The following is a 20,671-nucleotide window of genomic DNA, read 5'->3' as shown; positions in this document are numbered from 1 at the left end:
GGGCGTACTCATCGCGTACTCATCGAGTGCTCATCGCAATCTCGACCTACTTCCAACTCGCGAGGTACCTGACTGGTGGCGCGGCACACCTGGGTGCCCGTGCCGTGCTCCGTACGGTGGTTCTCCCCAGGGTCCTCAGGACGCCGGGGTACTGTCTGCCCTGGCCGCGACGTGCTCACGCAGCGGATCCGTGTCAAGCGCACCGTGGGCCTTGAAGGCCCTCGGCAGCGCCCGGCGACGGACTGCCAGGTCGAGGCAGGCCAGGTCGAGGTGCAGGTACGCGCCCCGACCGGGCAACGTGGCCCGGGGATCGGGGACGCAGACGCCCTCGACCGCCGTGACACGCAACAGCTCGTGCTTGGCCGCTCGCTTGCGGCAGCCCACGCAAGTGCGTTCAGGGCATGCGCGGACACGCGTCCGGCCGGACATCTTCAAGTCTACCCCTCAACCGGGACTGAACGCGGCCCCACCGATCAAGGCAGGGCCGCGACTCTGTTACGACAACACGACTAGACCGCGGTGGATTCCCCGTCCGCACCCTCGGTCGCACCGTCCGTGTCCGGTCGGATGTCGATCCGCCAACCGGTCAGCCGAGCGGCCAGACGGGCGTTCTGGCCCTCCTTGCCGATCGCCAGCGAGAGCTGGTAGTCGGGCACGATCACCCGGGCGGAGCGCTGCTGGAAGTCGACGATCTCGACCTTGGTCACCCGGGCGGGGGACAGCGCGCTCGCCACCATCTCGGCCGGGTCCTCCGACCAGTCGACGATGTCGATCTTCTCGCCGTGCAGCTCGGCCATCACATTGCGCACCCGGCCGCCCATCGGGCCGATGCAGGCGCCCTTGGCGTTCAGGCCCGGGCGGCGCGACACCACGGCGATCTTGGTGCGGTGGCCGGCTTCGCGGGCGATCGCGGCGATCTCCACCGAGCCGTCGGCGATCTCCGGCACCTCCAGGGCGAAGAGCTTCTTCACCAGGTTGGGGTGGGTGCGCGACAGGGTGACCGAGGCGCCGCGGACACCGCGCCGCACCGCCACCACGTAGCTGCGCAGCCGGGTGCCGTGCTTGTACTCCTCGCCGGGGACCTGCTCCTGCGGGGGCAGGATCGCCTCCAGCTTGCCGATGTCCACCAGCACGTTCTTCGGGTCGTTGCCCTGCTGGACGACACCGGTGACGATGTCGCCCTCCTTGCCCGCGTACTCGCCGAAGGTCTGGTCGTCGGCGGCGTCCCGCAGGCGCTGCAGGATCACCTGCTTGGCGGTGGTGGCGGCGATCCGGCCGAACCCGCTCGGGGTGTCGTCGAACTCCTTGGGCTCCGCGCCCTCCTCCAACTCGCTCGCGTCCTCAAGCGCCCACACGGTCACATGGCCGGTCTTGCGGTTCAGCTCGACGCGGGCGCGGCGGCGCGAGCCCTCGGTCCGGTGGTAGGCGATGAGGAGCGCCGACTCGATCGACTCGACCAGCAGGTCGAACGGGATGTTCTTCTCGGTGACCAGCCCACGAAGGGCACTCATGTCGATGTCCACGGCTACGCCTCCTCTTCTTCCTCGGCGAGCGGCTGCTCGTCCGTCTCTTCGTCGGACAGCAGCTGCTCGTCCTCCTTGCGGTTGAACTCCACCTGGATCCGCGCCTTGGCCACCTCGGCGAACTCCAGCCTGCGCTCCTTGGGGCGGCCGCGGCCCTTCACCGGCTGCACCTCGACCAGAGCGCCGTCCTCGTCGCTCTCCAGGATGCGCGCGACGATCTCGCCGCCGTCGGCCAGCTGGATCTTGACCAGCCGGCCGGTGTTGCGGCGCCAGTGGCGGGGCTCGGTGAGCGGGCGGTCCACACCCGGGGAACCGACCTCCAGCAGATAGGCCGAGCTGCCCATCAGGTCGCTGGCGTCCAGCGCCTGGCCGACCTCGCGGCTGAACTCGGCGATCGCGTCCAGATCCACGCCGCCGTCGGCGTCCACGTCGATCTGCAGCTGGCGGCGGCTGCCTGCCTGGGTCACCTTGACGTCCTCAAGGTCCAGGCCCGCCTGCTCGGCCAGCGGCTCCAACAAGGCACGCAACCGATCGGTGGGGGTGGTGCTCATCCGGGTGACTCCTCGGCCGCGTCTGCTGTTGTCAGAGGTCGTAACTCGGGCAAAGCCTATCGGGTCGACCCCCCAACCGCCGATTCCGGTGCTCCGGCGGCGAGCCCCGCCTAGGCGCAAGAGCATTCGAACGGTAGCGTCCGTCCGGGTGGGCACAACATTTTCACCATGTGTCGTTCGCGTTGCGGCCCGCCCCACACTCATGTCTCGGCAGCGGGGGTCCGGGGGCTCCCGCCTGACCACGGGGAGCGCGTCGATGCATTCGCCCAGCCGGCGGACGTTACTGGCCTCCGGGGCGCTGACCGCCGCCGGTCTGCTGGCCGCCTGCACCGCCGGCTCGGGAAGAGGCTCCGGCTCCGGCGGCAGGGCGCACGACCGGGCCGGCGCACCGAAGGCCGATCCGGACCTGCCGCTGCGCACCCGGGCGGTGGCCGGCGCGGACGCGTTGCTCGCCCAGTACGCGGCGGTGCCGGTGGCGGCCGCCGGCGGGGCACCGCTGGCTCAGCTGCAGACCGAGGTGGCCGCCGAGCGGGGCGCGCTGGCCACCGGGCTGCCGGGCGGCGGGGCGCCCGGTGCCAGCGGTTCGCCGAGCGGCGGCGCGCCCGGTGCCAGCGGTTCGCCGAGCAGTGCGTCGCCCGGTGCCGGCCACTCACCGAGCGGCTCGCCCGCCGGGGCCGCCGGGCTGGCCGCCGCCGAGAAGAGCACCGCGCTGGCCCGGCTCGCCGACCTGCCCGCCGCCTCCCCCGAGCTCGCCCGGCTGCTCGCCGCGGTGGCGGCCGCCGGTGCGCTGCGGGCCGTCCGGCTCGGCGACCAGAGCCCGCTGCCCGCGCCCGCCGACCAGCCGTCGTCCGCCACGCCGTCGGCCTCCGGCTCGCCGGGCGCCGCCGATCCGCCGTCGGCCGACGCCACCGCCGCCCTGCAGGCCGCGCTGGCCGCCGAGCACGCGGCCGTCTACGCCTTCGGCGTGGTGGGCGCCAAGCTGCCGCCCGGCCCCAAGCGGGACGACGCCCGCATCTGCTACGCCGCCCACCAGGCCCGCCGGGACGCCTGGGACCGGCTGCTGCACGGCGCCGGTGCCACCCCGACCGCCGCCGCCCCCGGCTACCGGCTGCCGTTCCCGGTGCCGGACGCCACCGCGGCCGGGCAGCTGGCCGCCGAGGTGGAGAAGCGGCTCACCGCGGTCTACGGCGATCTGGTCGCGGCCACCACCGGCGACCTGCGGGCCCGGGCCGCCGCCGCGCTGTCCACCGCGGTGCTGCAGTGCGCCCACTGGGGTGGCACCCCCGGTCCGCTGCCCGGCCTGCCGGCCGCCGCCGCGCCGTCCGGTTCACCGCGCTGACCTGCGCGGCTACCCGGCCGGGCGACGGTGATGGCCGACAATGGGCAGCAAGCAGCGGGGGAAGCACCACACGGAAGGCCGGCATGGCGCCAGCAGCAGGACAGCTCACCATTCCGGACCGCCTGCGCCAGGGCGTCACCGCCCGCCAGGGCGCGGCCGGCGAGCGGTGGCTCGCCGCGCTGCCCGACCGGGTGGCCCGGCACCTGGAGCAGCGGCGGCTGACCCTGGACCGGGTGGCCGACCCGGGTGGCCGGCTGAGCCTGATCTGCCTGGTCCGCCGCGACGACACCTCCCCCGCCGTGCTCAAGGCCGGCCTGGTCACCCCGGAGACCGCCCAGGAGCACGCCGCGCTGGCGCACTGGGCCGGCCGCGGCGCCGTCCTGCTCCTGGACGCCGACCCGGCCGAGGGCTTCCTGCTGCTGGAGCGGCTGCACGGCGACATCCCGCTGCGCTCGCTGACCGAGGCCAAGGCGATGCTGGAGGCGACCAGCCTGCTGCGCCGGCTCTGGACGGCACCGCCGGCCGGCCACCGGTTCACGCCGGTGTCCGAGCAGGTGGCGCAGCGCAGTGCCTGGCTGGGCGAGCAGCGGAGCACGGCCGACCGGCTGGACGCCCGGCAGCTGCTGGACGAGGCGCTGGAGGTCGCCGCCGGGCTGGTGGACTCCGGTGACGAACAGGTGCTGCTGCACGGCGACTTCCACCACGGCAACGTGCTGGCCGCCGACCGGGCGCCCTGGCTGGCCATCGATCCGCAGCCGCTGGTCGGCGAGCGGGCCTACGACCTGGCCTGGCTGGCGCAGGACCGCAAGGAGACGCTGGCGGCCGCGCCCAGCCCGCAGGGTGCCGTCCGGCGCCGGCTGCAGCAGCTGTCCGAGGCGGTCGAGGTGGATGCGGACCGGCTGCGCGGCTGGACGCTGTTCCGCGCCGTGGCCGCCGGGCTGACCGCACTGGCGACCGGCGACCGGGCCGGCGCCGAGCGCTACCTGGAGTTCGCCGGGGCGCTGTAGAAGCCGTCCAGCAACGGGAGTTGAGCACCCATCACGGCGTACGGACGGTCGGTGTTGGGGAAGTGCACGGCGCGCGCCAGGTCGCGGTAGCCCAGCGAGCGGTAGAGCCGCCGGGCCGGGGTCTCGGCGTCGATCGCGGAGAGGATGCTGCGCCGCAGCCCGGAGCGCTCGCAGAGGGTGCGGATCAGGGTGCTGCCCAGGCCGTGCCCCTGGTACTCGGGCAGCACGTGCAGCTCGGTGACGGCGAACACGTCGTCCAGCCAGTCGCCGTGGCCGCGGGCCTCCAGATGCGGCTCGATCACCGTGCTCCACCAGTGCTCGCGCCGGTTGGGCATGCCGTAGCCGAAGCCGACCAGCCGGCCGCCGCTGAGCGCGCCGAAGGCCAGCACCCCGGGCTGCTGGGCGTGCCGCCCGACGATGTGCAGCCGCACCGCGATCTCCTGCGCCGACAGCCCGAAGGCCTGCGCCTGGACCTCCAGGGCGTACGGCGCCCAGGCCGCCAGGTCGATCGGCTGCACGGTGACCTCGGTGAGCTGCTCCATGCCCGGGACGTTACTCCTGAACCGGCCCGAAGAGCAGCGAGATTGGCGAGAAGGGGCGACTAGAAGAGCACCGACATGAAGGCGCCGACCTCACGGAACCCGACCCGGCGGTAGGCGGCCCGGGCCGGCAGGTTGTAGTCGTTGACGTAGAGGCTGACCACCGGGGCCACCTCGCGCAGCGCGATCTCCAGTACTGCGGCCATGCCGGCCTCGGAGAGCCGCTTGCCGCGGTGCGCGGGGGCCACCCAGACCCCCTGGACCTGGCAGGCGCCCTTGGTGACGGCGCCGATCTCGGCCTTGAAGACCACCTCGCCCTGCTCCGAGATCCGCGCGAACGACCGTCCGCCGGTGACCAGTTCGGCCACCCGGGCCTGGTAGAGCAGGCCGCCGTCCCCGGCCAATGGGGAGATCCCGACCTCCTCGGTGAACATCGCCACGCAGGCCGGCATCAGCAGGTCGAGCTCGTCGCGGCGGACCCGGCGGACCAGCGGGTCGGGGGCCACCCCGGCGGCCGGCTCGCTGGTGGCCATCAGCGGCTGGTGGGCCCGGACCTCGCGGGCCGGGCCCCAGCTGCGCTCCAGCAGGGCCCACAACTCGGCGACGGGACCGGCCGGGCCGACGATCGAGGAGCAGCGCCGGCCCTGCCGCCGGGCCCGCTCGGCGAAGGCGCGCACGGCCTGCGGGCCGGCGTTGATCGGCACCAGGTTGGCGCCCGCGTAGCAGAGCGACTCCAGCCGGCCCTGCTGGTCGTACCAGCCCCACATCTCGCCGCCGAGCCGCCACGGGTCGAGGCCGACCGCCTCGACCCGGGTGGCCACGAAGGCGTTGGCCACCGGGTCGCGGTGCAGCACCTCGAGGGCGGCCGCCAGGTCGGCGGCCTCCAGCAGCCGGGTGGCGGCCAGTGAGCGGGCGGCCTGCAGTGCGCCCGGGAGGATCAGGCCTCGGTCGAGCACGGTGTCCCACTCATCGTCAGTCGGCGGCGATCACGGTGGGGGTACCGGCGGCGACGCCGTCCGCCTGCATCTCCTCGGCCAGCTTGAGGGCCTCTTCGATCAGGGTTTCGACGATCTTGGACTCCGGCACGGTCTTGATGACCTCGCCCTTGACGAAGATCTGGCCCTTGCCGTTGCCCGACGCCACACCCAGGTCCGCCTCCCGGGCCTCCCCCGGGCCGTTCACCACACAGCCCATCACCGCGACGCGGAGCGGCACCTCCATGCCCTCCAGGCCGGCGGTGACCTCCTCCGCCAGCTTGTAGACGTCCACCTGGGCGCGGCCGCAGGACGGGCAGGAGACGATCTCCAGACCGCGCTGGCGCAGGTTGAGCGACTCGAGGATCTGGATGCCGACCTTGACCTCCTCGGCCGGCGGCGCGGAGAGCGAGACCCGGATGGTGTCCCCGATCCCCTCCGACAGCAGCGCGCCGAACGCCACCGCCGACTTGATCGTGCCCTGGAACGCCGGGCCGGCCTCGGTCACGCCCAGGTGCAGCGGATAGTCGCACGCCGCCGCCAGCTGCCGGTACGCATTGATCATCACGACCGGGTCGTTGTGCTTCACCGAGATCTTGATGTCCCGGAAGTCGTGCTCCTCGAACAGCGAGCACTCCCACAGCGCCGACTCCACCAGCGCCTCGGGAGTGGCCTTGCCGTACTTCTCCAGCAGCCGCTTGTCCAGCGAGCCCGCGTTGACGCCGATCCGGATCGGGGTGCCCGCGTCCCTGGCCGCCTTGGCGATCTCCCCGACCTTGTCGTCGAACGCCTTGATGTTGCCCGGATTCACCCGGACCGCCGCGCACCCCGCGTCGATCGCGGCGAACACGTACTTCGGCTGGAAGTGGATGTCCGCGATCACCGGGATCTGCGACTTCTTCGCGATGATCGGCAGCGCGTCCGCGTCGTCCTGCGACGGCACCGCCACCCGCACGATCTGACAGCCCGAGGCGGTCAGCTGCGCGATCTGCTGCAGCGTCGCATTGACGTCGGCGGTCAGCGTGGTGGTCATCGACTGCACCGACACCGGCGCGTCACCACCCACCGGCACATTGCCCACCATGATCTGCCGGGACACCCGGCGAGTGGCGAGCGGCTTGAGCGGCAGAGACGGAATGCCGAGCGAGATCGCGGTCATGTGCGCAGGTTTCCCCGATGTAGAGGTGACGGGCGACGCCGGGTGCGCAGGAATCGCACACCCGGCGTCCAACGGTACGGCACCCGCAGGGCCCCGTTTGCACGCCCCCTGACCGGTCGGGCTAGCTGATCTTGACCGGGTTGATCACATCGGCGATCAGCACCAGCAGGGTGAAGCCGATGAAGATGCTGGCCACCACGTAGGCCAGCGGCATCAGCTTGGCCACATCGAACGGCCCCGGGTCCGGACGCTTGAAGAGCGCCGCGGCCCGCCGCCGGATCGACTCCCAGACCGCGCCGGCCACGTGCCCGCCGTCCAGCGGCAGCAGCGGCAGCATGTTGAACAGGAAGAGCGACAGGTTGATCCCGGCCAGCAGGTTGATCATGAACGCGATCCGCTGCGAGGCCGGCAGGTGCAGGGCGAAGACCTGGCCGCCGACCCGGGCCGCGCCGACCATGCCGACCGGCGAGTCCGCCTGCCGCGGGGTGCCCTTGACCACCGAGTCCCACAGCGCCGGGATCTTGCCGGGCAGCGCGATCAGCGAGTGCAGGCCGGTGTCGGCCATGTCGGTCATCCGGCTGACGCTGTCGTCGAAGCCCAGCCGGACCACCCCGGAGGTGGGGGCGATGCCGAGGAAGCCGGTCACCGTCTCGGTGCCGGGGATCGGGTCGCCGTTCCGGTCCAGCTTGGCGAGGGTGTTCTTCTGGATCGTGGCGGTCAGGGTCAGCTGCTGACCACCGCGCTTGACCACGATCGGCACGGTCTTCTCGGCGGAGTCCCGGATGTCCCCCGAGAGCTGCTTGTAGGTGCTGATCGGGTGGCCGTCGAAGGAGACGATGGTGTCACCCGACTTCAGCCCGGCGGCCCCGGCCGGGGACGGCAGCGAGTCCGGCTTGCAGGTCTCCTTGGCCTGGCTGACCGGGAGCACGCAGGGCACGACGGAGTCGACGGTCGGCAGGTTCATCACCGTGCCGAAGCCCATCATGCTGACCAGGAAGAGCACGAACGCCAGGATCAGGTTCATGAACGGCCCGGCGAACATGACGATGACCCGCTTCCACGGCTTGCGGGTGTAGAACAGCCGGTCCTCGTCACCGGGCAGCAGCTCCTCGTAGGAGGCCTCCCGGGCGTCCTCGATCATCGAGCGCCAGGGCGAGCTGCTGCGCTTGGTGATCCGGCCGTCCTCGCCGGGCGGGAACATCCCGATCATGCGGATGTAGCCGCCCAGCGGGATCGCCTTGACGCCGTACTCGGTCTCGCCCTTCTTGCGGGACCAGACGGTCGGGCCGAAGCCGACCATGTACTGCGGCACCCGGATCTTGAAGAGCTTGGCCGTGGAGAGGTGGCCCAGCTCGTGCCAGGCGATGGAGAACAGCAGCCCGAAGAAAAAGACCACGATGCCGAGCACCGTCATCGCCGTAGTCACCGCTGGTCCTCCGTCATGTCGCTCCCACTGGCCATCTTCGTCCTCGGTGCCGCGCCTGGTACCACCGCCCTGGTCAGCCGGCGGCCAGCTCGCGGGCCCTGGCCCGGGCCCAGCCCTCCGCATCGAGGACGTCTTCCATGGTCAGAGAAGTTCCCCGGACCCCAGTGCCGTGCTCGGCGACCACCTTGGCGACCGTGTCCACGATGCCGGTGAAGGCCAGCCGCCCGTCCAGGAACGCGGCCACGCACTCCTCGTTGGCGGCGTTGAAGACGGCCGGCGCGGTGCCGCCGAGCGTACCCACCTCGCGGGCCAGCGCCACCGCCGGGAACGCCTCGTCGTCCAGCGGGAAGAACTCCCAGGTGGCGGCCTTGGTCCAGTCGCAGCCCGGGGCGGCGTCCGGCACCCGGTCCGGCCAGCCGAGACCGAGCGAGATCGGCATCCGCATGTCCGGCGGGCTGGCCTGGGCCAGCGTGGAGCCGTCCGCGTACTCCACCATCGAGTGGACCACCGACTGCGGATGGACCACCACGTCGATCCGGTCGAACGGGATGTCGAAGAGCAGATGGGCCTCGATCACCTCGAGACCCTTGTTCACCAGGGTGGCCGAGTTGATCGTCACCACCGGGCCCATCGCCCAGGTGGGGTGCGCCAGCGCGTCCTTCGGGGTGACGCCGGCCAGCTGCTCGCGGCTGCGGCCGCGGAACGGCCCGCCGCTGGCCGTGACCACCAGCCGCCGCACCTCGCGCGGGGTGCCGGCGGTCAGCGCCTGGAACAGCGCGGCGTGCTCGGAGTCGACCGGCACGATCTGCCCGGGCGCGGCCACCGCCTTCACCAGCGGGCCACCGACGATCAGCGACTCCTTGTTGGCCAGCACCAGCACCCGGCCGGCCCGCAGCGCGGCCAGCGTGGGCGCCAGGCCGATCGAGCCGGTGATGCCGTTGAGCACCGAGTGGCAGGGCAGCTGAGCCAGCTCGGTGGCGGCGTCCGGGCCGGCCAGCACGGCGGGCAGCGGGCGCCCGGCGGCGCGCTCGGCCAGCGCGGCGCGCAGCGGTGCCTCGGCCTCGGGGCGGGCCACCGCCACGGTGTGCACCCCCAGCTGGAGGGCCTGCTCGGCGAGCAGCTCCACCTGTCCACCCGCGGCCGAGAGCGCGACCACCCGGAACCGGTCCGGGTTGCGGAGCACGATGTCGATGGCCTGGGTGCCGATCGAGCCGGTGGATCCGAGGATCACCAGCTCCCGCGGACCTGACGGGTCGTCGACGGTCGGAGTGAAGCGCAGCTGCGGATGGGCGAGCGAGTTCATGGGGACCATTGTGGCCTGCCCGGCCCGCCCGCCGGGCCCGGATCCCGAGCCGGGGCTCACTTCCAGGCCTTGCGCCGGGTCCGCGAGGGGTGTCAGCGGACGACGATCGTGACCCGCCAGCTGTGTCCGCTGCCGTCCTGACTGGTCAGCTCGGCCGTGCCGGGGGCGGCACCGGCGAACAGCCCGGCGGTGACGCCGATCGGCGCGGTGACCGGGTCCTGGGCGGCGGCCAGCACCGCCGGGGCGGAGCTGTGCACCGAGGACCAGTCGGTCGGGCCGGCGGTGGTCAGGAAGACGGTGAGGCGGCCGCCGGGGGCCAGGCAGTAGGTGCCGTGGTCGGTCTCGGCCAGGCTGCCGTCGGTGTGCGGCAGCACGGCGTCGGGCGGGGCCTGGCAGGCGGGCGAGGCCGTCGCGGACCCCGCGGCCGCCGGTGCCGTGGCGGCCGGCGCGGGGGTCGCCGGCTCGGCGGCGGCCGGCTTCGGGGAGGAGCCGGCGCAGCCGGTCAGCGGCAGCAGGAGCAGCGGGAGCAGGAGCAGCGGGCGTCGCACCTCGGGGGCGGCCTTCCATCCGGGGCGGCGACCCCGGCCGGGTCGGCCAGGGGCGCCGCTGACGGTACGTCAGTTCTGGTTGGTGGCACTGGTGTAGGAGGTCACGCAGCCACCCGCGCCGTTGCCGAAGTTGTTGCTCCACAGCGACTGCACGGCGTAGTTCACGCCGTTGAGGTTGGCGATCGACGACGCACCCTGGCCGCTGGAGACCCAGGCGCACTTGTCGCCGGTCTCGGAGCCGGTGCTGTCCGTCCAACCGCTGCTGGGCGCCGGGTCGGTGAGGGTCTCGGCGTACTCGTGGCCGCCGACGATGGTGACGCCCTCGCTGGTGCCGCTGACCCCGCTGGAGCCGGTCGCGACGAAGTTGGCACCGCAGCCGGAGCCGGCGTCCGCGACGTACGGCATGTTGGTGTAGGGCAGGTCGGCGCCGTTCACCGTGGTGTGGTCGTGCCAGGCGCAGTAGGAGGTCTTGAAGCCCTTCGGCACCACGCCGGTCGGGGCGTCGACGATGATCTGCACGTTGTCGCCGGAGACGCCGAAGTGCGCGGCGGCCCGCTGCGCCTCGGTGGCGATCTGGGTGCTGCTCGGGGCCTTGGGGGCGGTGACGCCGCTGTCCAGCCAGGTGCCGCCGACCGGGTTGGACGCCGGGTGGCCGACGTGGCTGCCGGAGCCGCCGCACTGGGTGGTGCCGGTGGCCACGCCCTGGCAGTACTGCGTCTGCGAGTTGGACCAGGTGTCGCCGGCGCCGTAGGCGTGCTGGAAGAAGCTCAGCTGGAGCGCGGCCTCACCGGCGGGGTCGTTGGTGATGCTGCCGGAGCCCCACTGAGAGCCCCAGTAGACGACATAGACGGTCGGGCTGGTGACGACGTTGCCACCGCCGTAGGCGAGGTTGCCGCCGCTGGCGGTGGTGGCGTGGGAGTTGGTGTGCAACGCGTGCCCCGCGGTTTCCGGAGCCTGGGCGTTGGCGGGAGCGGCGACGAGCAGGGCGGCGGCGGTGAGCGCGACGGCCACGCCGGCGGAGTGCTTGATCGAACGCAACACGGTGGTGCCCTTCGATGAGGGTGGTCGATGGGGACCCTCTGGAGCGGCCGGCGCCCGCGGGGAGGTGCGGGCGGGCATGGGGCGGCCGCGCCTGTGGGAGTGGCGCCGAACCTGAGTACCTGTGGGGGAAGGCTCAGCTACTGCCGAGCCGCCGCTGAGCGTAATCAGCTGTCCTGGACCGGTCAATAGAACCAACAGGTAACGAAATCTTGGAACTTGCTGGCAACACGGCGAAACAACGAACCCCGCCGCCGGAGTACGGCGACGGGATTCGGTGACTCTGCGTCAGCAGTGACGGCCGGTCGGTGCGGCCCGGATCAGAGGTCGAGACCGGTCAGCACCAGCACCCGCTCGTAGGTGAAGTCGTCCATCGCGTACTTCACGCCCTCGCGGCCGACACCGGAGTCCTTGACGCCGCCGTAGGGCATCTGGTCGGCGCGGTAGGACGGCGCGTCGCCGATCACCACACCACCCACCTGCAGCTCCCGGTGGGCCCGGAAGGCGGTCTGCACGTCATGCGTGAAGACACCGGCCTGCAGGCCGAACTTGGAGTCGTTGACCGCCGCGAAGGCCTCCTCGGTGGAGTCCACCCGGTGCAGCGAGAGCACCGGGCCGAACACCTCGGCGGTGGCCAGGATCGCGTCGGCCGGCAGGTCGGCGAGCACGGTCGGCGCGTAGCTGGCGCCCTCCCGGGTGCCGCCGGCGAGCACCTTGGCGCCCTTGGCCACGGCGTCCCCGACCCAGTCGGCGACCCGCTTGGCCGCGTTCTCGTCGACCAGCGGGCCGACGTCGGTGGCGTCGTCGGACGGGTCGCCGGTGACCTGGGCCTGCACCTTGGCGACCACCTTCTCGACCAGCGCGTCGTAGACGGCGGCGTCGGCGATCACCCGCTGCACCGAGATGCAGGACTGGCCGCCCTGGTAGTTGGCGAACATCGCGATCCGGGTGGCGGCCCACTCCAGGTCGGCCTCGCTGGAGTAGTCGGCCAGCACCACGGCCGCCGCATTGCCGCCGAGCTCCAGGGTGACGTGCTTGCGCGGCACCGAGTCCATGATCTGGTAGCCGACCTTGTCCGAACCGGTGAAGGAGATCACCGGCAGGCGGTCGTCCTGGACCAGCGCGGGCATCTTGGCGTTCTCGACCGGCAGCACGCTCCAGGAGCCGGCCGGCAGCTCGGTCTCGGCCAGGATCTCGCCCAGCACCAGCGCGGACAGCGGGGTGGCCGGGGCCGGCTTCAGGATGATCGGGGCGCCCACCGCGATCGCCGGGGCGACCTTGTGCGCCACCAGGTTCAGCGGGAAGTTGAACGGGGCGATGCCCAGCACCACGCCGCGCGGGAAGCGGCGCACCACGGCGAACCGGCCCACGCCGCCCGGGTCGGTGTCCAGGCGCATGGTCTCGCCGTTGGTCCGGCGGGCCTCCTCGGCGGCCCAACGGAACACCGAGGCGGCCCGGCCGACCTCGCCGCGGGCCCACTTGATCGGCTTGCCGTTCTCGGCCGTGATCAGCCGGGCGATCTCCTCGGTGCGCTCCACCAGGCGGCGGGCGACGTGGTCGAGGGCGGTGGCGCGGACGTGCGCGGGGGTGGCGGCGAAGACCGGCAGGGCCGCGGTGGCGGCCTCCACGGCCTCGTCCACCTGGGCGTCGGTGGGCACGCTGACCGTGCCGACCAGACTGTCGTCCCAGGGGTGGCGGACCTCGAAGCTGGACTCGCCGGTCGCCTGACGCCCGGCCAGCCAGAATGCGTGGGTCGTGGTCACGGTGCTACCGGCCCTCTCATCGTCGGTGGATTACCCGGACAAAGGTAGGGGGCCGACCGGGTGAAACGGATTGGCCAAGGTGGCGCAGTGGGCCACCACAGGCCTTACAGAGTGGCCGACTCCTCGCCGGAGCGCAGCGCCAGCCAGAGCTCCATCCGCACATCGGTGTCGTCCAGCGAACGGCCCAGCAGCTCCTCCACCCGGCGCATCCGGTAGCGCAGGGTGTGCCGGTGCACCCCGAGGTCGGCCGCCGCCGCGTCCCACTGGCCGTGCCGGGAGAGCCAGGCCCGCAGGCTCGCCACCAGATCGCCGCGGGCCGTGCGGTCGTGCTCGCGCAGCGGACGCAGCAGGCCCTCGGCGAACGCGGCCACCGCGTCCTCGCCCAGCAGCGGCAGCAGCGACCCGGCGCCGACCTCCTCGTGCCCCACCGAGCGGCGGCCACCGCGCAGCGCCACCGCCAGGGCCCGCTCGGCCTGCGCGTAGGCGCTGCCGGCGTCCTCCACCGGGGCTGCCGCGGACACCCCGATCGCCAGGCCCTCGTGCTCCTCGACCGCGCCCAGGCAGGCCCGGTGCACCGCGCCGCCGTCCACCGCGAGCAGCACCAGGCGCTCGCCGTGCGGGGTGCCCTCCTTGACGTCCCGCGCGGGCTCGCGGGCCACCAGCAGCTTCTCGCCGGCCCGCCCGCCGGCCTGCTCGGCGCGCTCGGCCAGCTCCGTCAGGTCGTGCACCGGCACCCCGGCGTCGTCCCGCTCGCCGGCCGGCGTGGCGCCGGCCACCAGGATGCGTATCGTGCCCTCCGGCAGGCCGCCGAACAGCCCGGCAGCCACCTGGCGGGCGGTGCCCACCTGGCCCGCCAGCACCAGCCGCAGCAGCGCGGCGCCCATCCGCTCCTCGGCGTGCCGCAGCTCGCGGGAACGCTCCAGGGTGAGGGTGAGCAGCGCGACGGCCGCGTTCAGCACATAGCGCTCAGTGGGGGTGATCCGGTCCTCGGTGCCGACCGCCAGGAAGCCGCGGGCCCGCCGGTCGGCGCCCAGCGACTGGACCACCACGAAGTCCTCGTCCGCGGTGTCGAAGCCGGGCGCCCGGCCCTGCAGCGCGGCACTGGCCGGCGCCGGGCGGCGACGCAGCCGGTCCACCTCGGTGGCCAGCCGGGCGGCGCGGCGGGCGGCCCAGTCGGGGGCCACCACGGAGAGCGCGCCCGAGCTGTCGTAGAGCGCCGCCCAGCCGCCCAGCCGGGCCGCCAGCCGACGCACCACGGCCGCGGTGCCGTTCTGGCCCAGCGCGGCCCGGGTCAGCTCCTCCTGGGCCTCGAAGCTGGTGGTCACCGCCTCGTACTGCTCGGCCGCCAGCGCCGCCGAGACCGCCTTGCTGATCGCGATGAACGGGGTCGGCTCCGGCACCCGCAGCAGCGGCAGCCCGCGCTGCGCGGCCGCCTCCACCAGCGGCTGCGGCACCTCGGTGTGCGACAGGCCGACCCCCAGGCCCAGGCCAACCACCCCCGCGTCGGCCAGCCGGTGCACATAGGCCTGCAGGCTCTTGGTGCTGGTGCCCAACTTGATCCCGGTGGTCAGCAGCAGCTCGCCACCCTCCAGGAACGGGGTGGGGTCGTCCAGCTCACTGGTGTGCACCCAGCGGACCGGTCGCTCCAGGTGGTCCGCTCCGGCGAGGACCGTGAGATGGAGCGAGGAGTTGCGCACGACGGAGGCGAGTGTGGGGGGCATGGCACCTTCGGTGGGACCGACCCGGCGGCCTCGTTGCAGCCGAGCGAACAGTGGGGGCTTTCGTCTTCATTATGGACGCTTCGGACAAGCCGTGAGACCTAATCCACCGGAGCGTAACTAACCGAATGCCCGTTTGCCGGTTACCCTGCGTCAGTTCCTCAGATCGACCAGGAGCGGCGGCACCTGCTCCCCCGTCACCGCGGTCAGCGACACCACCGCATGGCCGGTCGGCAGCGCGTGCGCCAGGTCCGACGGCGACCAGCGCTGCCGCTCCACCTCCCGGGTGGTCACGCTCTCGGTCTGCGCGGTGGTCCCGGCCAGCACCTTGCGCAGCAGCCGGCCGGTCTTGCGCAGCATCCCGCCCGAGGTGTCCGGCGCCAGCGTCACCGCCCGCTCCCGCACCAGCACCGTCCCCCAGGCCTCCGAGAACAGCTTGCCGTCCCACGGCGCTATCCCCGGGAACGCCATCCGGCAGCCCACCGCCCCGAACAACGGCACCCGCAGCGCCTCCGGCAGGTCCACCAGGCTGCGCAGCAGCAGCACCGCCCCCGCGTTCGCCCCCGGCAGCCGGCGCAACCCCTGCACCGCCGCGCTGTCCAGCGCCGCCGCCGCGTCGTCCACCACCAGGCCGGCGAAGAGCGAACGGTCCGAACGCGCCGCCGCGGCCTGCAGGAACTGCCCGACCACCAGCCGGGAGAGGATCCGGGCCGCCTCCGGGTGGCTGCGCTCCGGCAGCTTCACCCGCACCCGCAGCGGATGCTCCAGCGCCCGCATCGCGAAGGCCGGCCGGTCCGCCGCCGAACCGTCGAAGCAGCCCGCGAAGGCCGGCCGGTCCAGCAGCGCCAGCCGGTCGGCCAGCAGCGACCCCGGGTCGTCCAGCCGCCCCAGCCGGCCCCGGCGGTGCTGCACGTCCGACTCGTGCGCCGCCCAGCGGTCGGCCGCCCGCAGCCGCTCCTCCAGCTCCGCCCAGGCCGCCTCCTCACCGCCGAGCAGCGCACGCAGCTCCCGCGGTCCCGGGTAGCGGCCGTACCCCGCCTGGAACGGCCCGACCACCTGCTGCAACGCGATCCGGGCACTCTCGGTGCGGGCCGACAACTCGTCCGGCAGCAGCGCGTCCGCCAACCGGGCTGCCGCGCCGTCCGGGTCGTTCGCCCCGCCGTACAGGTCCAGCCCGTACGGCGACGACGGATCGCCCGGCGCGATCACCACGTCGTACCCGGAGTCCGGCCCCAGGTCCGCCTCGGCCGCGCCGACCACCACCGCACACGCCGACCTGGTCAGCGCCTGCAGGCAGAGCGCCTCCGCCACCGGCCGGGCCAGCCGCGCCGTCTTCCCGGTCCCGGCCGGCCCGACCGCCAGCAGCGAGGTGGCCAGCAGCTCCCGGTCCAGCGCGAACGCGGCCCCCCGGTGCGCGGCCGGGTTCTTCACCACGTCCTGCGCGAGGCCCAACCGGACCTGACCCACCAGCAGATCGTGCTCCACCACCCGCGGCTGCGGCACGTCACGCTGCTCCGACGGGTGCACACAAGCCCCGCCCCCCGCGCCGCCACCTGCTCCGCGAACCGCGCCAGCAACGCCGCCTCCGCCGCGACCTCCTGGTGCACCCGGTGGATCCGCACATAGTCGACATCACTCACCCGGTCGGCCCGGGTATCCGCGTCCAGCAACGCGAGCGCCCCCGCCAGCGCGGGGGTGCGCAGGGCGGCCCAGGGGTCCATCGTGGCTTCCAGTGCCGACTCGACCTTCTCAGGCTCAGGCGCGCCGTCCTCCCTGGTGATCGCCCGGGACCGGACCAGTTCAGCCCGGCGCCGCAGCTCGGTCGGTGTCAGGAAGCGCCTGTACACCTCCCGCCAGCGCCCCATGCGCCCAAACACCACCACCGCGAACACCGCTACCACGATGCGGACGCCGTACTCTCCGAACGCGACCTGAGCCTCCGTCGGATTGCTGGGCCAAACGGTGTACTTCAGCAGATAGAGCACCGGTGTGTTGCCGTACCGGTACACCAGGAGCGCCGCTATGAGGTTCAGCACTGCCCGTACCAGCAGCGGCCATGCGGCAGTCTGCGGCTCACCCGACTCGGTATAAGCGGTGGTGTCCGGCTGGTGGCCGAGCCGGTACACCCCCGGTGCTGCCACCGGCCGCTCCTGCGCCAGCCATCCGCGCAGCCCCCGTGCTCCCCCGCCGGCCTGCCGTGGCACGGCTGCCGGATCCAGGAGTCGCCCCGGCTGGCCCTGTGTACCGTCCAGTCCCATTGCGGCCCCGCTCCCTCGCCCCGACGCACCCGGCATTCTGGATACCCGCGCCGCCCGGCAGACGACACGCCCGCGCTCAATGTAGTGGAGCGGGGTCTGGTCGGCCGTGCCACGGCGGCGCTGGCCGGGCCGGACAAGTCGGACGGCTCAGTGCTCCCCACTGGCGCATGCCGTGGGCTCGGTGGCGGCCTTAGCCTGCGAGCACCGAGACAATCCGAGCCGACCCCCTGGAGATACCTCTATGAGCGCCGCACCGCTGCTCCCGCAGGAGCGCCGTCTGGTCACCGCGATCCCCGGCCCGAAGTCGCAGGAGCTGCAGGCCCGCAAGCTCAGCGCGGTCGCCGCCGGGGTCGGCACCACCCTCCCGGTCTACATCACGCGCGCCGGCGGCGGTGTGCTGGAGGACGTCGACGGCAACAGCCTGATCGACTTCGGTGCCGGTATCGCCGTGGTCAACGTCGGCAACAGCGCCGAGGCCGTGGTCGCCAAGGCCGCCGAGCAGCTGGCCGCGTTCACCCACACCTGCTTCATGGTCACCCCCTACGAGGGCTACGTGGCGGTGGCCGAGCAGCTCAACGAGCTGACCCCGGGCGACCACGAGAAGCGCACCGCGCTGTTCAACTCCGGTGCCGAGGCGGTGGAGAACGCGGTGAAGATCGCCCGCGCCTACACCAAGCGCACCGCCGTGGTGGTGTTCGACCACGGCTACCACGGCCGGACCAACCTGACCATGGGCCTGACGGCGAAGAACATGCCGTACAAGCAGGGCTTCGGCCCGTTCGCCCCGGAGATCTACCGGGTGCCGGTGGCCTACCCGTACCGCTGGCTGACCGGCGCGGAGAACTGTGCCGCCGAGGCCGCCGCGCAGGCGATCGACATGATCAACAAGCAGATCGGCGCCGAGAACGTCGCCGCGATCATCATCGAGCCGATCCAGGGCGAGGGCGGCTTCATCGAGCCGGCCAAGGGCTTCCTGCCGGCCATCGTGGAGTACGCCAAGGCCAACGGCATCGTCTTCGTCGCCGACGAGATCCAGACCGGCTTCTGCCGCACCGGCCAGTGGTTCGCCTGCGAGGACGAGGGCATCGTCCCGGACCTGATCACCACCGCCAAGGGCATCGCCGGCGGTCTGCCGCTGGCCGCGGTGACCGGCCGCGCCGAGATCATGGACGCCGCGCACGCGGGCGGCCTGGGCGGCACCTACGGCGGCAACCCGGTGGCCTGCGCCGCCGCGCTGGGCGCCATCGAGACCATGAAGGAGCTCGACCTCAACGCCAAGGCGCAGCGGATCGGCGAGGTCATGCTCGGCCGGCTCCGCGCCATGCAGGAGAAGTACGACGTGATCGGCGAGGTCCGCGGCCGTGGCGCGATGATCGCCATCGAGCTGGTCAAGCCGGGCACCAAGGAGCCCAACGCGGAGGTCACCGCCGCGGTGGCGAAGGCCTGCCACGCCGAGGGCCTGGTGGTGCTGACCGCCGGCACCTACGGCAACGTGCTGCGCTTCCTGCCGCCGCTGGTGATGCCGGAGCACCTGCTCACCGAGGGCCTGGACATCATCGAGAACGCCTTCGCCGGCGTCTGATCCCGCGGGGGTCCGGACCCGGCGGGCGCCTGATCCCGTCGGGTCCGATCCCGCGTCGCATGCCGCGCGCCGTCGCGCCCAGGCCACCCTCACCGGCCGGGCGCGGCGGCGCGCAGACATTCGACACCCGGTGGAGGTTGCCTCCGCCGAGGTGAAGATGCTGTGCGAACCCGGTCAGGCTCCACCCGAGCCGAATCCTGTTGACGTAGTGTCAGAGCAGATGGACAGCGAGCCTCATCCCACGGTCGGCGTGCCGGCCCGAGATGACAACCAGGCGTCGGCGACGGCGCCCACACAGGACCGATCGACCGCCCGTCCGGCCCAAACCCCCCGGGGCGCACGGAACGGCGATCACCCCAGCCGCCCCGGGGCTCTCCCCCCCGCTCCGGGGCGGCTCTTCGCCGTCTCCGCGTGGCTGCTCGCCGCGCCGGCCGTGCCGCTGCTGCTGGGTGTGCTGCTGGCGGTGGTCTCCTGGCAGGTGGCGGCGAACGGACCGCTGCTCGGCCTGGACCGCGCGGTCCGGCACGACACCGCACAGCTGCGCGGCTCCCTGCACAGCGGGGTGCTGGACGGCCTGGCTCATCTCCTCTCCGACCTCGGTTCGACGGTTCCGGCGATCCCGGTGCTGCTCGGCGCGGGCGTGATCGCGACCTGGCGGCTGTGGCGTACCGGCCGGCCGCACCGGTGGCTGCCGCCGACGGTGGCCGCGGGCGCCGCGGTGCTGATCCCGCTGCTGGTGGTCCCGGCGAAGGCCTGGTTCGCCCGTCCCGGGCCGCTCGGCGAGCCGCTGCAGCCGCACGAGTGGGGCTGGTACCCGTCCGGGCACACCACCACGGCCGCCATCAGCTTCGGGGTCGCGGCGCTGCTGCTGGGCCGTACCGTTCGCCGCTCATGGCCGTTCACCGCCGTGGCCGCGCTGCTCTGGGCCGGGGTGGGTGCCGGGCTGATCTGGTGCGACTACCACTGGTTCCTGGACGTGCTGGCCGGCTGGTGCCTGTCCGGGCTGGTGCTCTGGTGCCTGGCCCGGTGGCTGCGATGGCTGCCGCGGCACGAGCGGGCTGACGGGTCGGGCTGACCGGGGTGAGCAGGTGACCAGGCTGGGTGATCTGGGTGATCTGGGTGATCTGGGTGAGCTGGTCGAGCCGAAGAACTGAGCCTGGCTCATCATGTGGCTGGCTCGGTACTGGCCCCGAGGGCTACGCTGACCGCACCTGAAACGCCCGAGGAGCCCGCATGTCCAGCCCGTCCACCGACTCCCGCCGGCCCGGAACCGCTGCGACCACTGACACCGCTGAGCCGGCTGGCAGTCCCGAGGCAGCCGCCAGCGCGGACGCTGCCGGCAGCGGGGAGCCAGGTGACGGCAGCGTCCGTGCTGGCGGCGGTGCGGAGGCGGACGACGGCGCGGACACGGCCGGCAGTGCGGCAGCGACCGACATCGCCGAGCTGGCCGATGAGCTGAACCGGGCGATGAAGCGGATCCGCCATCGGACCGTGCACCGCCTGGAGCCGTACGGCCTCACCCCGGGGCAGGGCCGGGCGCTGCGGGTACTGGAGCGTGCCGACCGGTGCGAGACCCCCGGCCGGGCGATCCGGCTGAGTGAGCTGGCCGACCGGTTGAACATCGCCCCGCGCTCGGCGACCACCGTGGTGGACGCCCTGGAGCAGGGCGGGCTGGTCGAGCGGGTGCCCGATCCGGCCGACCGGCGGGCGGTGGGCTTGGTGCTGACCGCCGCCGGGCGGGCCGCCGTGGAGCGGCTGGCGCAGGTCCGCCAGGAGGTGGCGCAGGAGTACTTCAGCGGCGCCGACCCGGATGAGGTCACCGTGATGCTGAAGGTCCTCCGGCGGGCCGAGGCGGCCTACGCACAGGCCGCACGCCGCCCAGCCGCCGCCTCGGAGTGACCACCGGCCCACACACCACCGGCCCACGCTCCCGCGACCGACGC

General features: G+C 73.2%; 19 protein-coding genes. 5 read left to right on the top strand and 14 right to left on the bottom strand.

The window, feature by feature from the left end:
* Window positions 1-135: 135 nt before the first annotated feature.
* The 3 genes from E6W39_RS27770 to rimP all read right to left on the bottom strand — a co-directional run bounded on the left by E6W39_RS27770 (window position 136) and on the right by rimP (window position 2,074).
* Window positions 136-429, bottom strand: coding sequence for a YlxR family protein (locus E6W39_RS27770; protein ID WP_101380360.1), 294 nt, complete (start codon window positions 427-429; stop codon window positions 136-138).
* 80 nt (window positions 430-509) lie between these two features.
* Window positions 510-1,523 carry a transcription termination factor NusA gene (gene nusA, locus E6W39_RS27765; protein ID WP_141635827.1) on the bottom strand — a complete coding sequence of 338 codons (1,014 nt, stop codon included), beginning with the start codon at window positions 1,521-1,523 and terminating at the stop codon, window positions 510-512.
* 2 nt (window positions 1,524-1,525) lie between these two features.
* The gene (rimP, locus tag E6W39_RS27760) at window positions 1,526-2,074 is read right to left on the bottom strand and encodes a ribosome maturation factor RimP (RefSeq protein ID WP_141635826.1); all 549 of its coding nucleotides are present in this window, start codon (window positions 2,072-2,074) and stop codon (window positions 1,526-1,528) included.
* A gap of 256 nt (window positions 2,075-2,330) precedes the next feature.
* On the opposite strand from rimP, the gene E6W39_RS42060 reads away from it, so the two are divergent.
* Both E6W39_RS42060 and E6W39_RS27750 read left to right on the top strand, forming a co-directional pair.
* Window positions 2,331-3,413: a ferritin-like domain-containing protein gene (locus E6W39_RS42060; RefSeq protein WP_141635825.1), complete on the top strand. Its 1,083-nt coding sequence runs from the start codon at window positions 2,331-2,333 to the stop codon at window positions 3,411-3,413.
* An 83-nt stretch (window positions 3,414-3,496) separates the two neighbouring features.
* Window positions 3,497-4,420 (top strand): aminoglycoside phosphotransferase family protein, encoded by a 924-nt coding sequence (locus E6W39_RS27750; RefSeq protein WP_141635824.1) that lies wholly within the window; start codon window positions 3,497-3,499, stop codon window positions 4,418-4,420.
* Here E6W39_RS27750 and E6W39_RS27745 read toward each other — a convergent pair.
* The 11 genes from E6W39_RS27745 to E6W39_RS27695 form a co-directional block, all read right to left on the bottom strand.
* Entirely contained in the window at window positions 4,393-4,962 is a 570-nt protein-coding gene (locus E6W39_RS27745; protein ID WP_101380364.1) for a GNAT family N-acetyltransferase, read from the bottom strand. The genes E6W39_RS27750 and E6W39_RS27745 overlap by 28 nt on opposite strands.
* Window positions 4,963-5,021: 59 nt before the next feature.
* Entirely contained in the window at window positions 5,022-5,864 is an 843-nt protein-coding gene (locus tag E6W39_RS27740; RefSeq protein WP_407658638.1) for a GNAT family N-acetyltransferase, read from the bottom strand.
* Window positions 5,865-5,931: 67 nt separating this feature from the next.
* Window positions 5,932-7,092, bottom strand: coding sequence for a flavodoxin-dependent (E)-4-hydroxy-3-methylbut-2-enyl-diphosphate synthase (ispG, locus tag E6W39_RS27735; protein ID WP_141635823.1), 1,161 nt, complete (start codon window positions 7,090-7,092; stop codon window positions 5,932-5,934).
* Between the two features lie 121 nt (window positions 7,093-7,213).
* Window positions 7,214-8,518 carry a M50 family metallopeptidase gene (locus E6W39_RS27730; RefSeq protein WP_141635822.1) on the bottom strand — a complete coding sequence of 435 codons (1,305 nt, stop codon included), beginning with the start codon at window positions 8,516-8,518 and terminating at the stop codon, window positions 7,214-7,216.
* 73 nt (window positions 8,519-8,591) lie between these two features.
* On the bottom strand, window positions 8,592-9,821 hold the full coding sequence (gene dxr / locus E6W39_RS27725; RefSeq protein ID WP_141635821.1) for a 1-deoxy-D-xylulose-5-phosphate reductoisomerase: 1,230 nt from the start codon (window positions 9,819-9,821) through the stop codon (window positions 8,592-8,594).
* Between the two features lie 92 nt (window positions 9,822-9,913).
* Window positions 9,914-10,369: a hypothetical protein gene (locus E6W39_RS27720; RefSeq protein WP_141635820.1), complete on the bottom strand. Its 456-nt coding sequence runs from the start codon at window positions 10,367-10,369 to the stop codon at window positions 9,914-9,916.
* Between the two features lie 69 nt (window positions 10,370-10,438).
* The gene (locus tag E6W39_RS27715; protein WP_141635819.1) at window positions 10,439-11,410 is read right to left on the bottom strand and encodes a hypothetical protein; all 972 of its coding nucleotides are present in this window, start codon (window positions 11,408-11,410) and stop codon (window positions 10,439-10,441) included.
* 317 nt (window positions 11,411-11,727) lie between these two features.
* Window positions 11,728-13,170: an aldehyde dehydrogenase family protein gene (locus E6W39_RS27710; RefSeq protein WP_141635818.1), complete on the bottom strand. Its 1,443-nt coding sequence runs from the start codon at window positions 13,168-13,170 to the stop codon at window positions 11,728-11,730.
* A 104-nt stretch (window positions 13,171-13,274) separates the two neighbouring features.
* Complete coding sequence (locus tag E6W39_RS27705; RefSeq protein WP_141635817.1) at window positions 13,275-14,891, bottom strand: PucR family transcriptional regulator; 1,617 nt, start codon at window positions 14,889-14,891, stop codon at window positions 13,275-13,277.
* A 150-nt stretch (window positions 14,892-15,041) separates the two neighbouring features.
* On the bottom strand, window positions 15,042-16,391 hold the full coding sequence (locus E6W39_RS43145) for an ATP-binding protein (RefSeq protein WP_141635816.1): 1,350 nt from the start codon (window positions 16,389-16,391) through the stop codon (window positions 15,042-15,044).
* Complete coding sequence (locus E6W39_RS27695; RefSeq protein ID WP_141635815.1) at window positions 16,316-17,029, bottom strand: hypothetical protein; 714 nt, start codon at window positions 17,027-17,029, stop codon at window positions 16,316-16,318. The genes E6W39_RS43145 and E6W39_RS27695 overlap by 76 nt, the downstream gene beginning before the upstream one ends.
* A 358-nt stretch (window positions 17,030-17,387) precedes the next feature.
* On the opposite strand from E6W39_RS27695, the gene gabT reads away from it, so the two are divergent.
* From gabT to E6W39_RS40535, 3 genes are all read left to right on the top strand, one after another.
* On the top strand, window positions 17,388-18,728 hold the full coding sequence (gene gabT / locus E6W39_RS27690; protein WP_141635814.1) for a 4-aminobutyrate--2-oxoglutarate transaminase: 1,341 nt from the start codon (window positions 17,388-17,390) through the stop codon (window positions 18,726-18,728).
* 220 nt (window positions 18,729-18,948) lie between these two features.
* Window positions 18,949-19,803: a phosphatase PAP2 family protein gene (locus tag E6W39_RS27685; protein ID WP_141635813.1), complete on the top strand. Its 855-nt coding sequence runs from the start codon at window positions 18,949-18,951 to the stop codon at window positions 19,801-19,803.
* 158 nt (window positions 19,804-19,961) lie between these two features.
* Window positions 19,962-20,627 carry a MarR family winged helix-turn-helix transcriptional regulator gene (locus E6W39_RS40535; protein ID WP_220140266.1) on the top strand — a complete coding sequence of 222 codons (666 nt, stop codon included), beginning with the start codon at window positions 19,962-19,964 and terminating at the stop codon, window positions 20,625-20,627.
* The last annotated feature ends 44 nt before the right edge of the window (window positions 20,628-20,671 follow it).

The organism is Kitasatospora acidiphila, from assembly GCF_006636205.1.
In the GTDB taxonomy this organism is placed as follows: Bacteria; Actinomycetota; Actinomycetes; order Streptomycetales; family Streptomycetaceae; genus Kitasatospora; species Kitasatospora acidiphila.
The sequence above is the reverse complement of the archived record's forward strand: the minus strand, read 5'-3'. Positions and strand labels throughout refer to the sequence as shown.

Coding starts and splice junctions, on each gene's coding strand:
- E6W39_RS27685 (WP_141635813.1), top strand. CDS start 18,949: ATGGACAGCGAGCCTCATCCCACGGTCGGCGTGCCGGCCCGAGATGAC.
- ispG (WP_141635823.1), bottom strand. CDS start 7,092: ATGACCGCGATCTCGCTCGGCATTCCGTCTCTGCCGCTCAAGCCGCTC.
- rimP (WP_141635826.1), bottom strand. CDS start 2,074: ATGAGCACCACCCCCACCGATCGGTTGCGTGCCTTGTTGGAGCCGCTG.
- E6W39_RS40535 (WP_220140266.1), top strand. CDS start 19,962: ATGTCCAGCCCGTCCACCGACTCCCGCCGGCCCGGAACCGCTGCGACC.
- E6W39_RS27745 (WP_101380364.1), bottom strand. CDS start 4,962: ATGGAGCAGCTCACCGAGGTCACCGTGCAGCCGATCGACCTGGCGGCC.
- dxr (WP_141635821.1), bottom strand. CDS start 9,821: ATGAACTCGCTCGCCCATCCGCAGCTGCGCTTCACTCCGACCGTCGAC.
- E6W39_RS27770 (WP_101380360.1), bottom strand. CDS start 429: ATGTCCGGCCGGACGCGTGTCCGCGCATGCCCTGAACGCACTTGCGTG.
- E6W39_RS27705 (WP_141635817.1), bottom strand. CDS start 14,891: ATGCCCCCCACACTCGCCTCCGTCGTGCGCAACTCCTCGCTCCATCTC.
- gabT (WP_141635814.1), top strand. CDS start 17,388: ATGAGCGCCGCACCGCTGCTCCCGCAGGAGCGCCGTCTGGTCACCGCG.
- E6W39_RS27750 (WP_141635824.1), top strand. CDS start 3,497: ATGGCGCCAGCAGCAGGACAGCTCACCATTCCGGACCGCCTGCGCCAG.
- E6W39_RS42060 (WP_141635825.1), top strand. CDS start 2,331: ATGCATTCGCCCAGCCGGCGGACGTTACTGGCCTCCGGGGCGCTGACC.